This window comes from Rufibacter ruber, from assembly GCF_001647275.1.
In the GTDB taxonomy this organism is placed as follows: domain Bacteria; phylum Bacteroidota; class Bacteroidia; order Cytophagales; family Hymenobacteraceae; genus Nibribacter; species Nibribacter ruber_C.
Map to the genome: position 1 here is coordinate 1 of NZ_LRMM01000006.1, position 14,641 is coordinate 14,641.

Annotated in this window: 13 protein-coding genes and 1 pseudogene; 4 read left to right on the forward strand and 10 right to left on the reverse strand. The window is 51.5% G+C overall.

The genetic code is table 11. From position 1 onward, the window contains the following. Nucleotides 1-119 precede the first annotated feature (119 nt). Together dprA and A8O25_RS03745 are read left to right on the forward strand one after the other, a co-directional pair. Complete coding sequence (dprA, locus tag A8O25_RS03740; protein WP_066831054.1) at nucleotides 120-1,271, forward strand: DNA-processing protein DprA; 1,152 nt, start codon at nucleotides 120-122, stop codon at nucleotides 1,269-1,271. Between the two features lie 30 nt (nucleotides 1,272-1,301). Further along, on the forward strand, nucleotides 1,302-2,120 hold the full coding sequence (locus A8O25_RS03745) for an aminotransferase class IV (RefSeq protein ID WP_066831056.1): 819 nt from the start codon (nucleotides 1,302-1,304) through the stop codon (nucleotides 2,118-2,120). Nucleotides 2,121-2,366: 246 nt separating this feature from the next. Here the strand turns inward: A8O25_RS03745 and A8O25_RS03750 are convergent, their stop codons facing one another. The 4 genes from A8O25_RS03750 to A8O25_RS03765 form a co-directional block, all read right to left on the reverse strand. Beyond that, entirely contained in the window at nucleotides 2,367-3,572 is a 1,206-nt protein-coding gene (locus A8O25_RS03750) for a dipeptidase (protein ID WP_153042583.1), read from the reverse strand. A gap of 175 nt (nucleotides 3,573-3,747) precedes the next feature. Then, entirely contained in the window at nucleotides 3,748-4,107 is a 360-nt protein-coding gene (locus A8O25_RS03755) for a cupin domain-containing protein (protein WP_066831062.1), read from the reverse strand. Between the two features lie 270 nt (nucleotides 4,108-4,377). Next, the gene (locus A8O25_RS03760; protein ID WP_066831065.1) at nucleotides 4,378-4,692 is read right to left on the reverse strand and encodes a hypothetical protein; all 315 of its coding nucleotides are present in this window, start codon (nucleotides 4,690-4,692) and stop codon (nucleotides 4,378-4,380) included. A 517-nt stretch (nucleotides 4,693-5,209) separates the two neighbouring features. Beyond that, the gene (locus A8O25_RS03765; protein WP_153042571.1) at nucleotides 5,210-5,536 is read right to left on the reverse strand and encodes a hypothetical protein; all 327 of its coding nucleotides are present in this window, start codon (nucleotides 5,534-5,536) and stop codon (nucleotides 5,210-5,212) included. Nucleotides 5,537-5,835: 299 nt separating this feature from the next. Between A8O25_RS03765 and A8O25_RS03770 the strand changes: the two genes are divergently transcribed. Together A8O25_RS03770 and A8O25_RS24190 are read left to right on the forward strand one after the other, a co-directional pair. Beyond that, entirely contained in the window at nucleotides 5,836-7,128 is a 1,293-nt protein-coding gene (locus A8O25_RS03770; protein WP_338152725.1) for a nicotinate phosphoribosyltransferase, read from the forward strand. Then, a complete protein-coding gene (locus tag A8O25_RS24190; protein WP_338152726.1) occupies nucleotides 7,032-7,316 on the forward strand; it encodes a hypothetical protein in 285 nt (94 codons plus the stop codon). The genes A8O25_RS03770 and A8O25_RS24190 overlap by 97 nt, the downstream gene beginning before the upstream one ends. Before the next feature lie 77 nt (nucleotides 7,317-7,393). On the opposite strand, the gene A8O25_RS03775 is transcribed toward A8O25_RS24190, so the two are convergent. The 6 genes and pseudogenes from A8O25_RS03775 to A8O25_RS03800 form a co-directional block, all read right to left on the reverse strand. After that, nucleotides 7,394-9,397 (reverse strand): tetratricopeptide repeat-containing sensor histidine kinase, encoded by a 2,004-nt coding sequence (locus A8O25_RS03775; protein ID WP_066831071.1) that lies wholly within the window; start codon nucleotides 9,395-9,397, stop codon nucleotides 7,394-7,396. Between the two features lie 575 nt (nucleotides 9,398-9,972). Beyond that, nucleotides 9,973-10,581: a bifunctional nicotinamidase/pyrazinamidase gene (pncA, locus tag A8O25_RS03780; protein ID WP_066831073.1), complete on the reverse strand. Its 609-nt coding sequence runs from the start codon at nucleotides 10,579-10,581 to the stop codon at nucleotides 9,973-9,975. 48 nt (nucleotides 10,582-10,629) lie between these two features. Next, entirely contained in the window at nucleotides 10,630-11,253 is a 624-nt protein-coding gene (locus A8O25_RS03785) for a peptidoglycan recognition protein family protein (RefSeq protein ID WP_220483036.1), read from the reverse strand. 262 nt (nucleotides 11,254-11,515) lie between these two features. Beyond that, nucleotides 11,516-12,769, reverse strand: a pseudogene (locus A8O25_RS03790) (glutamate-5-semialdehyde dehydrogenase); the annotation flags it as partial. A 203-nt stretch (nucleotides 12,770-12,972) separates the two neighbouring features. Then, entirely contained in the window at nucleotides 12,973-14,064 is a 1,092-nt protein-coding gene (gene proB / locus A8O25_RS03795; protein ID WP_066831078.1) for a glutamate 5-kinase, read from the reverse strand. A gap of 102 nt (nucleotides 14,065-14,166) precedes the next feature. Then, nucleotides 14,167-14,640: a DinB family protein gene (locus A8O25_RS03800; RefSeq protein ID WP_066831307.1), complete on the reverse strand. Its 474-nt coding sequence runs from the start codon at nucleotides 14,638-14,640 to the stop codon at nucleotides 14,167-14,169. Nucleotide 14,641 lies beyond the last annotated feature (1 nt).

Sequence of the window (14,641 nt, forward strand, 5' to 3'; positions counted from 1 at the left end):
CGGGCCTGTTTGCATAAAAACAGGCCCGAAACGGTTAATCAACCCCATCTGGTTCTTCATAATCTTACGTATTTCCTGACTTAGGACCTAAGACTCAGGACTCAGAACTTTCCAATGGCATGACCCAGGACTCTAGACACAGAATTCAGGACTCAAATCCTTCGGATTTACTCTACCAGGTGGCCCTCCCCATCATTCCGCAGGTGGGTGGCGGGACGGCGCGTACTTTGGTGAAGTATTTCGGCTCTGCCGAAGAAGTGTTCACTGCCCTGCCTGAGCAGTTGAGCGCGGTGCCTGGCATTGGGAAAATTCTGCTGAAAAATATCCTGGAAAAAAAAGCAGCAGCTTTGCGCGAAGCCGAGGCCACCATTCTGCGGGCAGAGGCCGAACAGGTGCAACTTCTGTATTTCACCAATCCGGCGTACCCTGAACGCCTCCGGAACGTACCAGACGCCCCGCTCCTGCTCTACTACAAGGGCACCGCAGATTTGAATGCGCAGAAAGTCATTAGCATTGTGGGCACCCGTCAATGCACAGAGTATGGGCGGGTGGTGACTGAACAGATTGTGCAAAGCCTGGTGCAGCATGAGGCCCTGGTGGTCAGTGGGCTCGCGTACGGCATTGACATTCTCGCGCACCGCGCCGCCCTATACGCGGGCCTGCCCACCGTGGGGGTCATGGCCAACAGCCTGGAGACCGTCTACCCCACCGCCCACCAGCGCGATGCCGAAAGAATGGTACAGAACGGGGGCATTCTCTCTGAGTTTCCCTTCGGCACGAAACCAGATGCGCCTAGGTTCCCCTCCCGCAACCGTATTATTGCCGGCATGGCCGACTGCACCATTGTGGTGGAATCTACCAGCAAAGGCGGTTCGTTGATTTCAGCTGACATTGCCCACAGCTATGACCGCGAAGTGATGGCGGTGCCGGGACCTATCACCTCAGAGACTTCGCAGGGCTGCAACCAACTCATCAAAAGCCTGAAAGCGGTTCCTTATACCAAGCCCAAAGACTTAGAGGAACTGCTGAACTGGGACAAGGCCCTGGCTCCCTTTGCGGCGCCCAAAGCGGCCAGAAACCTGGACCTTACGGGCTTTCCGGAAGATGAACAGCAGGTGCTGCGCATTTTACACCAGGCCGGCCCCACCCACATTGACGTCCTGAACCGCAATACGTCCCTGACCATGGGGCAGCTTTCATCTGTGCTGTTCACGCTGGAGATGAGCGGCTTCATCAAAGCCATGCCCGGTAAATTGTACGCGCTCCTTTAATCCCTAATTCTCAATTTCTAATTAAAGAAGGTGTTCCTGCTCTACAACGGCCAATTACTTCCAGAAAATGAACTGCGCCTGCCGCTCAGCAACCGCGCGTTTCAGTACAATGACGGGTTCTTTGAAACCATTATGGTGGCTCAGGGAAAGGTTCGGTTTTGGGCGGCGCATTGGGAAAGGATACAGGAAGCGGCACAGGTTCTGCAGATTGCTTTGCCTTTAGACCTCACTGCGGAAAACCTGGCCCGGCAGATTCTCTTTCTTGCCCAAGAGAACCAATGCGGGTATCTGGCCCGGGTGAAGCTGAAAATCTGGCGTTCCGGAGAAGGGCTCTATACCCCCCCAACAGATGCCGCTGACTGGCTGCTCACTGCCCAACCGGCTCCCCTGTCCGCTGCCTCAGCGTTACAGGTGGGCCTATGCCAAACCGTGCGCACGGTTCCCTCCCCGTTTTCATCTTTCAAAGGAATCAACGCGCCCGTATATATATTGGCGAGCCGGGAGAAAACTCACAAGGGGTATGATGATCTGTTGTTACTGGACCCGCACGGAAATCTGTCCGAGCTGACCTTTTCCAACCTTTTCTGGGTGAAAGAAAACACCCTGTTTACGCCCGCCCTTGCAACCGGCTGCCTCAACGGGGTCCTGCGCCGGTCGCTCCTGGCCTGGGCCCTGAAAAACCAGTGGCAGACGCAGGAAGGCTTGTTTCCCATGGAAGACCTTCTGAAGGCTGAGCTAGTGTTTGCAGGAAATGTAACCGGATTGCGTGCAATAGCTTCACTAGAGCATCAGGCTTTACCCCAAGCAGAGGAACATTTGGCGAAACTGGAAAAAGTATTTCTAGGGTAGGCACGTCCTGTTTTCGGGCTGTTTTTTTAAAAGGAGCCCAAAAACAGAAGCAGACGGCTTGTACCTAATCAAAGCAGAAAATTAGCGGGGCTTCTTTAGCCGGCTTCATCTGCCCTGCCCAATCAATTCTTACAGGCTCCTCTGGTCACAACGGTACGCTTGCGCCATATATAGTGCAGGAAATGCAGTTGGTTGAACTTCTGTTTTTCGGCCTGTTTTTTAGAAAACAGGTCGAAAACAGAGATTTTACTTCTTCGCCACCGGCTGCGGCTGGTTGGCTTCCCAGACCCGCAGGAAGTTACCGCCCAGAATTTTCTCAATGTCTTTCTTTTTGTAGCCGCGCTCCAGCAGCGCTTTGGTGATGAGCGGATAGGTGCTTACATCGTCTAAGCCCACGGGGGCGGCCCCAATGCCGTCATAGTCAGATCCCAGGCCCACGTGATCTATCCCGGCTAGCTTCACCACGTGGTCAATGTGGTCAATGAGCAGCGAAATGGGCGGGTTGATGTGCTTTGACTCATCTGGGTACTTGTTGAAAAGGAGGTCTTTCAACGCCATGCCAGTGGTTCCCTGCGCCCGCAGTGACTTGATTTCTGCCTCATGTTTGCTCATGAAGGCCTTTATTCTTCTGGTGTAGGCGCTGTCTAAAAACTCAGAGAAGAAATTGATGTGGATCACGCCGCCGTTCTTGCCTACCGCCTGTATCTGGGCATCATTCAAATTACGGGGGTGCGGACTGAATTTTGCGGCGCAGCTGTGTGACACCAGCACGGGTTTGGCGGAAGTGTTCAGGGCGTCCCAGAACGTCTGTTCCCCCACGTGTGACAAATCTACGAGCATGCCCAGGTCGTTCATGCGGCGCACTACCTGCTTGCCAAAGTCATTCAGGCCTTTTTTGCCGTTGTACCCGGTTCCTTTGGTTTCATCGGCGGCAGAAGAGGCCCAGGCCGTGCTGTTGTTCCAGGTGAGGGTGAGGTAGCGAACGCCGCGGCGGTACAGGTGGTCCAGGTTGTCCAGGTTGTCTTCTATCATGTGGCCGCCCTCTACCCCGGTAAGCGAGGCAATTTTACCGGCTTTCACCGCGGCGCGCGCCTGGGCAGGGGAAGAAACCAGCTGCAACTTATCTGGGTTGCGCCGCACTATGGCCTCCAGCGTGTCTATCTGGTCATTGGCATATTGAAAGGCGCGGCCGGGGCCGTAGGTTTCATCACAGAACACGGCAAAGACCTGCACATCTACCCCGCCCTTCTTCATGCGCGCCAGGTCAGTGTGTGCCTTTCCGGTGAGGTCGGTTTCAACCGAGTGCCCCTCAAAGACTACTTGCGACAGGACGTCATTGTGGGTATCTACCAGCACCGCCTTCTGGTGAAGGGTTTGGTAAGGGGTAGAGCAGGAAAAGAGCAAACCTGACAAACCTACAAGAAACGGCTTGGTGAAGTTACGGTGGAGCATAGGGTACATCATGAGGGAATTAGCAGTTCATAAAGCGTTTGGGTCCTCATTTTAGTTAAAACCTGCCAATTGCCAAAACCCACTGCCAAGTAAAATTTGCGCGGGAACGTACCTGCGGTTTTGTTTTCTGCCTGTTTTTCAAAAAGAAGGCCAGAAACACCCTAGCCCGTCTGTGTCAAATGCTTTCCAGGGAAGGCCTGGTGAGCCTGTTTTGCTCATTGCCTGTGTTCAGCGTAGAGGCAGGTTCAAAGAGCAGCACACTTACCTCTTCCTCGGCCACCGGCCTATGTTCCACCCCTTTGGGCACTATCAGAAATTCGCCCTCCTGCAGCTCAAGGGTTTTGTCTCTGAACTCTATTTTCAACGTTCCCTGCACCACCAGAAACAACTCATCTTCGTGTTCATGGTGGTGCCAGACAAAAGGCCCTTTAAATTTAGCCAGCTTTATGTGTTGCCCATTCAGTTCCCCCACTATTCTGGGGTTCCAGTGGTCTGAGAACAGGCTCAATTTCTCTGCCAGGTTGACCTTGTCCATCTTCTTTCTTTTTAGGTACGGTTACGCTACTTTCTTCTGCATTTGGTACCCGAGAAGGTACTGCTAAAAGTAATAAAGGAATTAATAAAAGGGGAAAGGAAATGCGTTTTGGGCCTGATTTCTGAAAAACAGCCCAAAAACAGAAACCTTTCCCCTTTTTAAATACAGATCTGTCTATAATAAAAGAAGCCTCTCATATTAGGAGAGGCTTCTAGGGTAGGCATAACGGGAAAGGCTTCATCTAACTGATTACTTCATGGTGAACAAATACTAATGGGCAGCAGCGGTGCCTTGTTTGGCTTTACGTTGTTGTTTCAATTTATCTGCCAGGACATACACCTCTCCGTATTCCTGAGAGAATTTCTCTGCATTCTGCAACAGATGGTCTAGTTTGGAAACACCTCTGGCCGGCTCCTCATTATTCACCAAAGGGGAATAAATAGCAATGGCCGAAAAACTGGCAATGCCAATGTAGGTCAGTACAGTTAAAACAGCCATATCACTGTCTTGGCTAATCAAGGTCAAGGCAAAAATGCCCACAAAGAAACCGATAGCTACTAAAGAAGATCTAAAACTCTTTTTCATGACGTCTGATCATTAAGTTTAAACAATGTCTCCAGTACCTGAAGCAGTGGAGTCCTAAACTCTCAGGATACCTATATAATTCTTTCCGCTGGAAAACAGTTCCCTGAAATGTTTAATGCTTTCTGTGCTAGATCATAGTTCTATTATTAGAATTATAACTTTTCAGAGGAAAATATTTATTTCAGAAGACGCAACTTTTTTAGAACTTATGGGTGCGCCATAAACAGGAAGGAATTTACTGTCAGAAGTAGGGGTAGCCCAAAGACTGGCGAAAAGCAAATTGCCTTTAATGAAGATACAACTGATGAAAAATAATTAGAATTTTTTAAATGGGGAGGACACTTTCAACAAGAACTAATGTACGGCAACAACTATTGTCAAGGCCAGGCCTATGAAAAAGACGGCAGCAGAAGATGTCACTCAGAAACAAAAATGCCTCCCTGTGAGAGGAGGCATTTACCGGAATGCAATATTGAAATCAGAAGTTGCAATAACTGCTCAAGCCTTATGTGCTGGATCAGGCAGGCCTGTTGGCAGCAATGGCGCCTTTTTTCTGTTTACGCTGTTGTTTCAGTTTATCTGCTAAAACATATACCTCGCCAAATTCCTGGGAGAATTTTTCAGCGTCATTCAGAACATGCTCCATTTTGGTGACAGCAGGTTTTTCCTTGGCTTTAAATAAAACGTCTTTGTAGATATAAGAAACCGCTAAGAAGCAAGACACGAACAAATAGGTGATGAACCTGAAGGCAGCTACATCGCTGTCGCTGGAGGTAAACACTATCAAAAATGTTCCGGCGAAGAAGGTTAATGAAATCAGCGTTGGATAATAGTTCTTTTTCATAATCATCTATAATTAAATTGTTCCACCTTCATCTTCAAGAATGCCGCAGCCAAAAAACTGCGCCTTCTCTTTATACTGAAATTATAATAAAAAGTTATTATTTTATTTTTTAAATACAAAATAGCTAACCCTATTTATTTGCATTCGTTGTTAAAATTGAAAATAAAAGGGTTTTGGTGTTTTGATTTCACAGGGCCCAGTAGTTTTGCCCATCTTTTCTGGGGAGCACAGGTTTTCTACCTTTGTGGCCCTTCCCCAGCGTTTCTCGTAAGGGAGGGAAAACAGAAAAGACAACCTGTATGAGCCTTACCCAACGCTTCAGAACCTCCCTCGCGCTGTTAACCGATATGTACCAGCTGACCATGGCCCAGGGCTACTGGAAGAAAGGCATGGCAGACCAGGAGGCGGTTTTCCATCTTTATTTCAGGAAGAACCCGTTCAAAGGCGGCTATACCCTTTGTGCTGGCCTGGAAGATGCCATTGACTTGCTCCAGAATTTCGGGTTCACTGAAGAAGATGTGGCCTACCTGGGCTCGTTGAAGGGAAGCCAAGGGCAGGTTCTGTTTGAAGAGGGGTTTCTGCAGCACCTGCGGGAGCTGCAGTTTACCTGTGACGTGGAAGCCATTCCTGAGGGCACGGCCGTTTTCCCCAATGAGCCGCTCCTGCGCATAAAAGGACCCATTCTGCAATGCCAACTGCTGGAAACCCCGCTGCTCACCATCTTGAACTTCCAGACACTGGTGGCCACCAAAGCCGCCCGGGTGGTAGACGCGGCGCAGGGAGACACCGTGATTGAATTTGGCATGCGGCGGGCTCAGGGGCCAGACGGGGCAATAAGTGCTGCCAGGGCGGCCTTTATAGGCGGCGTAAAGGCCACTTCCAATATGCTGGCGGGCAAGCTGTTTGCTATTCCGGTAAAAGGAACCCACGCCCATAGCTGGGTCATGTCCTTTGAACGGGAGTCAGAGGCGTTCTCTGCCTACGGTGACGTGTTCCCCCATGATTCTGTTTTTCTGGTAGACACCTACAACACCCTGGAAGGTGTGAAGAAAGCCATTGCCGTAGCCAGCAAGATGCGCGCGCAGGGCGGAGAGTTGAGAGGCATCAGGCTGGACTCCGGGGACCTGGCTTACCTAAGCATTGAAACCCGGAAGCTGCTGGATGCCGCCGGTTTTGAGAAGGTGGCCATTCTGGCCAGCAATGACCTGGATGAGCACCTGATTCAAAGCCTGAAGCTACAGGGGGCTAAGATTGACACCTGGGGGATTGGCACCAAGCTGGTGACGGCATATGATCAACCGGCGCTGGGAGGGGTGTATAAACTGGCGGCTTTAAAAAAGGATGATCAAGACTGGGAATACAAACTCAAGCTCTCTGAGCAGCTGGTAAAAATCTCTACGCCCGGAATTCTGCAGGTGCGAAGGTTCTACCGGAACAACAGCCCCATTGGCGATATGATTTTCTCAGAACCCCAACAGGTGCAGGCGCCTCTACCATGGTGCACCCCAATGACCCTACCCAACGCAAAACCTTTCAGGATGACTGCACTTTTGAAGACCTGCTGGTCCCTGTCTTCCAGAAAGGGAAATTAACCTACACCTCTCCGTCATTGCTGGAAATTCAGGAGCGGGCTGCCCGGCAGGTGGCATTGCTGCATGAAACGTACAGGAGGTTTCTGAACCCGCATATCTACAAGGTGGGGCTGGAGGCTCAACTCCATGAGAAGAAGATGGCGCTTATTGTGAAACTTAGGGAAGAAGGTGCCTCTCACAAGGAATGATGCCCGTTAATAGAGGGTAACCTGGTGCCGGGTTTTCTGTTTTCGGCCTGTTTTTCAGAAAACAGCGAAAACAGAAATCAGGAATTAGTGGCTGCCACCAAAAGCGGCTCTTCTGGTGCCATGCTTTTTTTAGGCAGAGCCACGCTGAAAGTACTGCCGCTTCCCTCCTGGCTCTCTACCGAAATGGTGCCGCCAATGCCTTCCAGGAGCTCCTTGCAGAGCATGAGCCCCAGCCCGGTCCCCTTCTCATTGTAGGTGCCTTTAGAGGAGAAGCGCTGCTCAGAGAACAGTTTGTCTACTACCTTGGGTGAAATGCCGGTACCGGTGTCTTTTACCTGAAGCACAATCTTCTGGTCTGCTTCTTTCGCCTGTAGACAGACAGTCCCTCCCGGTTGGGTAAACTTAATGGCATTCATCACCAGGTTTCTGATGACAAAGTTGAGACGTTCCCGGTCAGAGGAAAGCTGTAGCCCTTCCGGAATTTCATTGACCAGTTCTATCTGCTTCATTTCAGCGTTATGCGCCAGCAGCGAAACATTCTCCCCGGCCAGATAATGCAGGTTTAACTTTTCATACTGGACAGAGGCGCCAGTTATTTGATTTTTAGCCCAGATCAGCAGGTTGTCCAGCAAATTAGAGGCGTTCTCATAATCTTTGCCCAGCATCTTGAAGAGGCGTTTGAATTCCTGGTCGTTCATGGCATTGGCATCTGCCAGGTAGAAAAGTGCCTGCACTGAGGCAAACGGGCTGCGCAGGTCATGGGAGATGATAGAGAAGATCTTGTTCTTAAAGGTATTCAGCTTCTCCAGTTCATCCCGCTGCTTTTTCATGACAGCGGCCTGTTCAGCCATGGCTTCTTTCTGGAGCGTAATCTCATAGTTCTGCGCCTGAACCCGGGCATTGATTTCCCTCAGCGCCCTGTTCTGAATCTTGGAGCGGCGTCTGCTAAAGAACAAAACCCCCGCTAAGCCCAGAGAGGCACCCAGGGCCAGCAGAACCAGCCACTTCACCTGTTTCTGGTGCGCCAGCTCCTGCTGCTGCCGGGTCTGCTCCAGCTTGAGCTTTTGGTTTTCCAGTTCTTTTTTCTCGTTCTCAAAGGCAGCCTCTGCCTCTGCCGCCATTTCGCGCCTTCTTTCTGAGTGGAGCGTATCAGTGGCCAAAGTTCTGATCAGCAGATGGTCATAAGCGTCTTTGTACTGTTTCTGCGCCGCGTAGAGATCCTGCAACAAATCAGCCGACAAGGCTACATCTAGCGTGGAGTGCATGTTACTGGCCAGCTCAAGGCTCTGCTTCGCCACTTTGATGGCGGCGGGGTAATCCTTCTGCTGCTGGTGAAGCTCCGCGAGCTTGCGCAGGTTGCTCACTTTGGCGGCCGTGTTCTGTAGCTCATCATCAATTTTCAGGGCTTGGTGCAGGTACGAGAAGGCCTTGTCTATGTTTCCTAAATTGGCATTGACCACTCCCAAATGGTAAAGGCTCACTGAAAGCCCCCGGCGGTCTCCCAGTTCCTCTTTCATTTTGGCGGCTTTCAGGAAGTGGGCCAGCGCCCCTTCATTGTCTCCCCGGTCTTCATAGATGCTGCCCATGTTGTTATAAAGGCGGCTCATGCCCAGTTTGTCCCCAATCTTTTCAGCAATCACCAGTCCCTCCTGGTAGCGAACCATTGATTTGTCAAAATCATTGTTCCTGAAATTCACATTCCCCAGGTTCACCAGAGAACTCACCATGCCCAGTGAATCTTTCAGCTCGCGGCGAATTTGTAACGCCCGCTGGTGGCACCGCATGGCTTTCCCGTACTCAGACAGGTTCATGTACCCCACCCCCTGGTAATTAAGGGCAGCGGCTTGGCCAGAAAGGAAGTGGAGCCTGGTCGCCAGCTTTTCAGCCTGCTGGCCCGTTGCAACTGCTTTTTCAGGGTCAAACTTGGTGTACTGTTCACTGATTTTGTTCAGTAACACTACTTTTAAGGAATCTGAGGGGGTTTTCTGCACCAAGGTCTGCAAACTGTCAACCACTGACTGCTGGGCCACAGCCTGCCCTGCTAAAAAGAAGAGTAGGACGAGAATGGGGAAAAATCTCATGGGAAAATGTTGTTGTCTGTCGGGCAGAGGGCTGCTTAGTCTAAAGGTACAATAAAAATTGAGAAAATAGAACCTGAGCCAGGTGCGTATCTGCGGTTGCACACGTTGAATAAAACTTTTGTAACACATTTACAGGGAGTTGCTTTCCAAGGGTAAGAGGAGTTCTATAACTCATCAAAAGAACCATGCCCGCTGTCAAGCCTGACGCTCCCCCTCATTAAGCGGCGGCAAGGGCTTTATATTAGTGAAGGTTTTAAGAATACCTGAATTTGCCTGCACTGGCATTGCCGCCATCGCCCCTTCCTTGCCCACCTGGTGCTGCCTGTAAGCTAACAGCAACGCCTCAGCGCTACTTCTCTCTTGCCGCTATTCCTGATAAATCAGAACCCGGTCAGGCAAAATTGTGGAGGGCATTTATATCTGGCGCAAGCGGCTTTGTTAGGATTTTACGGTAGTAGGCTTCTGTTTCTGGGCTGTTTTTAGGAAAGTAGGCCCAAAACGTGGCTCCCCTTAGACGCCTGCACCCGCCAAAACTTCATCAATGCAGCAAACCAAGGACACTAACCAGCTTCAGGTTATAAGATACTGCTACCGGAAATCACATGCCCGCCCCTTTGTAGAATCTCTTCCCGGGCCTGGGCAAAACCGTCTGCTGAAATGGCCCGGGTGGCATCTTCAATAATGGAAGTGGTAAAGCCCTCCTGCAGCGCATCTAACGCCGTGAAATACACACAATAGTCGGCGGCCAGACCAGCCAGAAACACAGAAGTTACGCCTTTTCCCGTTAAGTACTGGGCAAGCGCTGTAGATTTCAGGTGCCCGTTGTCATAGAAACCACTGTACGAATCAATCTCAGGGTTTGTCCCTTTTCTGAAAATAGCTTCTACTTTGGTCATGTCTAAAGCCGGGGAAAACTCTGCCCCCGGGGTTCCCTGAATACAGTGGTCTGGCCACAGCACCTGCTCCAGCCCCTGCAGCTGGGTGGTTTCAAAGACCTGCTTGCCTTCATGCTGGGAGGCAAAGCTTTTATGGTGGGCGGGGTGCCAGTCCTGGGTGGCTACCACCAGATCAAACTTCGGTTGCAGCTGGTTGGCCAGCGCAATAATTTCCTCTCCGCCGGGTACGGCCAGCGCTCCGCCCGGAATAAAGTCATTCTGTATATCAACTAAGATAAGTGCTTTCATATGAAGTGTTTGTGCGTTCGGCAACGGTTTAAGTCAGGCTTTCCCTTCTTATTTTTCTATACTGGCCACGTCTTCTCTGAGTTTGGGCAACAGGTTGTAGAGAGCTTCTCCCGGGCAGGCGGTAGTGGCATTGTCTTTATGCCCGGAAATGGTGGCGGCCGGTATTTTCCAACGTTTGGCTATGGCTTTGGTGAGCAGCAGCAGGCTTTGGTATTGGGCTTCTGTGACCTGTTCTTTGTTAAAATTGCCCTCCAGCACAATAAGAGCGTGGCCGGTGGGGTCATACGGGGTGTTGGAGTCGCCTACGTACTGAAGCGCCCGCCCTTCGCCAATGCGCCCGTCTACTGAAATATAGAAGTGGTACGGAATATCTGCCCATGGCTCCTTGATGCGCCCGTCAGAGAGAGGGCTGCGTTCCATGGAGAATTTCTGCAGCGCCTTCAGTTTTTGCTCAAGCGTACGGCTGGCATTCTGGTTGGTGGCGGTGTGGTGAATGGTAATCCGGTTGGGTACGTGCTGCTTCATCTCCAGCACGGGCGTGGCAGCCCCCCACTGACTCCGGGTCACGACCGGTACTCCCTTGGGAATAGAAACTGTCTGGGAGGTGCGGCAGGCGCTCACCAGCAGCAGGGTAATGAGAACAACAATTAGAGAGGAGGAAAGAGACTTCATGAGGCGGGGATGGAATTGAATTTTGAGCTTTTTCAGGCTATGGTTTGCCTTTTTTAATTTCGAAACAAAAGGTTCTTCTATTGTTATGTGATGGGCCAAGCAGCATTCCAGGGAGTGCCGCTGCAAAGGTCACTTCTGTTGACGCCCTTTTACAGCACCCAGGACAAATGTAAGCAAGCTCTTATGTTCCAGGAAGAAAGGGGATGATTATATTGCTTCTGTTTCCGGGCTATTTTACCAAAAACAGCCCGGAAACAGAAAATCACCCTCTTACCTGCCCGTTGCCGCGCACTATCCATTTGTAGCTGGTGAGCTCCTCCAGCCCCATGGGGCCGCGGGCGTGCAACTTTTGGGTACTGATTCCTATTTCGGCCCCCAGGCCGAACTGGGCCCCGTCTGTGAACCCGGTGGAGGTGTTGGCATACACGGCGGCGGCGTCTACGGCGTTTAAGAATACCTCTATGTTGGCAGCGTCTTCACTTAGGATTGCCTCGCTGTGTTTGGAGCTGTAGCGGGCAATATGATCCAAGGCCTCTGGCAAATCCCCCACCGTTTTCACCGCCAGTTTCAAAGAGAGGAACTCTGTGCCGAAGTGCTCTTCCTGCGCCGGATGCAGCAGGTGGGCAGGATAATGTGCGCGTAGGGCTTGGTAGGCGGCGGCATCGGCAAAAAGCTCTACGCCGGCCTGAGCCATTGGGGCCACCAGTGCCGGAAGGTCTGTCAATCTTTTCTGGTGCAGCAACAGGCAGTCCAGGGCGTTGCAGACGCTCACGCGGCGGGTCTTGGCATTGAATAAGATGGCGGTGCCTTTCTCCAGATCAGCGGTTTCATCAAAGAAGGTGTGCACAATGCCCGCCCCAGTTTCAATAACGGGAACTTTAGCATTTTGCCGTACAAAATCTATCAGGCCTTGGCTGCCGCGCGGAATCAAGACGTCTACATACCCCACCGCTTCCAGCAGGCTTTGCGTGGCTTCGCGCTCCACGGGCAACAGCGTGGCTACGTGTGGAGTAATGCCGTGTTTTTCCAGCACCGCATGAATGACTTTGATGATGGCATTGTTGGAAAATTCGGCATCACTGCCGCCTTTCAATATGCAGGCGTTGCCGGTTTTGAAACAGAGCGAAAATACGTCAAACGTCACGTTGGGTCGGGCTTCGTAAATCACGCCCACCACGCCTAGCGGCACCCGTATTTTGCTAATATTTAAACCGTTAGGTAGTTCTTTCTGAAAAATCACTTCGCCCAAGGGCGAAGGAAGAGTGGTCACATTCTCTATGTCTTTGGCAATGTCCTGCAGGCGCGCCTCGGTTAGTTTGAGACGGTCATACTTGGGGTCTGCCGGAGACATGCGGTCCAGGTCTTTCTGATTTTCCTGCAGCAGGAACGGCGTGTTCTCCAGGGCGGCTGCGGCCACGTCCCGCAGGACGGAGTTGATTTGTTCTGCGCTGAGCGAGGTGAATGTTCGGCTGGCGGCTTGGGTTTGGGTAAAGATATCTTGGTACGGCATGGGGTTACATTCTTGAACTCTTTAATATAGTATTGTCATTCTAAAAGAATCTTGGTGGCAAACTAGAAAGGCAAATGCTACTACCGTTCGCCCACAAGATCCTTTCAGGAGGACAAAAGAAGGTGAGCACTGTGCTATTTAAATTTTAAGTTTCCTCTGGAAGTCCGTTTTTGATCTATTTTCGCCAAAACAGGCCAAAAACGGAAAATTTAATTCAGCTCAGGGTTCAGGAACAGGTAATCATAGTGCACCAGGGGCTTCTGGTTTTTCTGGCCCAGCCGCTCCTGCGCTTTATCTGAGCCGTATTCGGCAATGCCAACGCCCAGGGGTTTCTCCTGCTCGTCTACCAGCTTCAGTATGTCGCCTTTTTTGAAATCACCGGAGATTTGGAGAATGCCCACCGGTAGGAGACTCACGGCTTTCCCCGTTGAACTCAAGGCGGCTTTTGCGCCGGCGTTCACCTGCACCACACCTTTGGCATAGGTGCCGGAATGGGCAATCCATTTTTTCTTGCCAGAGGCGGTTTTGTCGGGCCGGAAGCGCGTGTTCAACACATTCTCTTCCAGCAGGTCCAGCAGCACGTTTTCGGTTTTGCCGTTGGCTATGTGCACCGCAATGCCCAGCTGCGCCACCTTCTGCGCCATGTGGCACTTGGTGATCATGCCGCCACGCCCAAACTGCGACCGCTGCGTGGTGACAAAGCTGGAGAAGCCGGTGGTGCTGGCGTCAATCTCTCTGATCACCTCAGAAGCCGGGTCTTTGGGGTCGCCGTTGTAAATGCCGTTCACGTTGCTGAGAATCAGGAGCGCATCAGCGTTTAACATGGAGGCAATGAGCCCGGCCAGCTCGTCATTGTCAGTGAACATGAGTTCAGTGACCGAGATCACGTCGTTCTCGTTCACAATGGGAATTACGTTGTTCTGGAGCAGCACCCTAAAGCAGTTCTGCATGTTGAGGTAGTGGCCACGGTCCCGGAAGTCTTCTTTGGTCACCAGCACCTGCGCGCAGAGCAACTGGTGCTGCTGGAACAGCTCAGAGTACGTGTTAATCAGCTTGACCTGCCCAATAGAAGCCAACAGCTGGCGGCTGCTTACGGCATCTGCTTTTTCTGAGACGGAGATCAGGCTTCGGCCGGAGGCCACCGCCCCCGAGGACACCACAATGACTTCTTTGCCCTGTTGTTTCAGGGAGGCAATCTGGTGCACCAGGTGCTGCATGCGGGCAAGGTCAGGCATGCCGTTCTCCTGGGTGAGCACGTTGGAGCCAATCTTGACAATGATTCGGTGGTAAGGAAGCGGCATTCTTTAAGATTCAGGAAAAGAAAGCCTAATTTTAAAGGATTAGGGGTGAAAAGCCTAAATATTTTTAACAATTCATGAGCAGGGCTGTGAAAATGATAAAAGTTATACCCGGATCACATCTGTGTCAACGGGCACATACCCCCACTGCCGGCCCATGCTCAGGACTTGCCCTTTGTGGTGAAATTCATGGGTGATGACGTGGGTGAACAATTGGAGCGGCGTTACCATCACTTCATTTCCGTACAGCGGGAACGGCTTCTGCTCCTGCCACTTCTCCCGGTAGCATGCCAGGAATGCAAGCACCAGTTCATCTATGTGGCGGTAGTAATGCTCTATTTCTGGCAACGTGCTGAACGCCTCCTCCGCGGGTATATCTTCGGCTTTCCCTAAGCCAATTTTTCCCAGCCAATAGGCGTAGGTTCTGGCGTTGTGTACCAGCAGGTTGCATATGCTGCCCCGCCCGAAACCGGCCACCGAGCCCACCAATTCTGCGGGCGAAAGCTGCTGGCAGTACTGGAACAGCACCTGGCGGGAGCTCTGCACCAGTTGGTACTGGGTGTGCAGGAGTTCATTCATG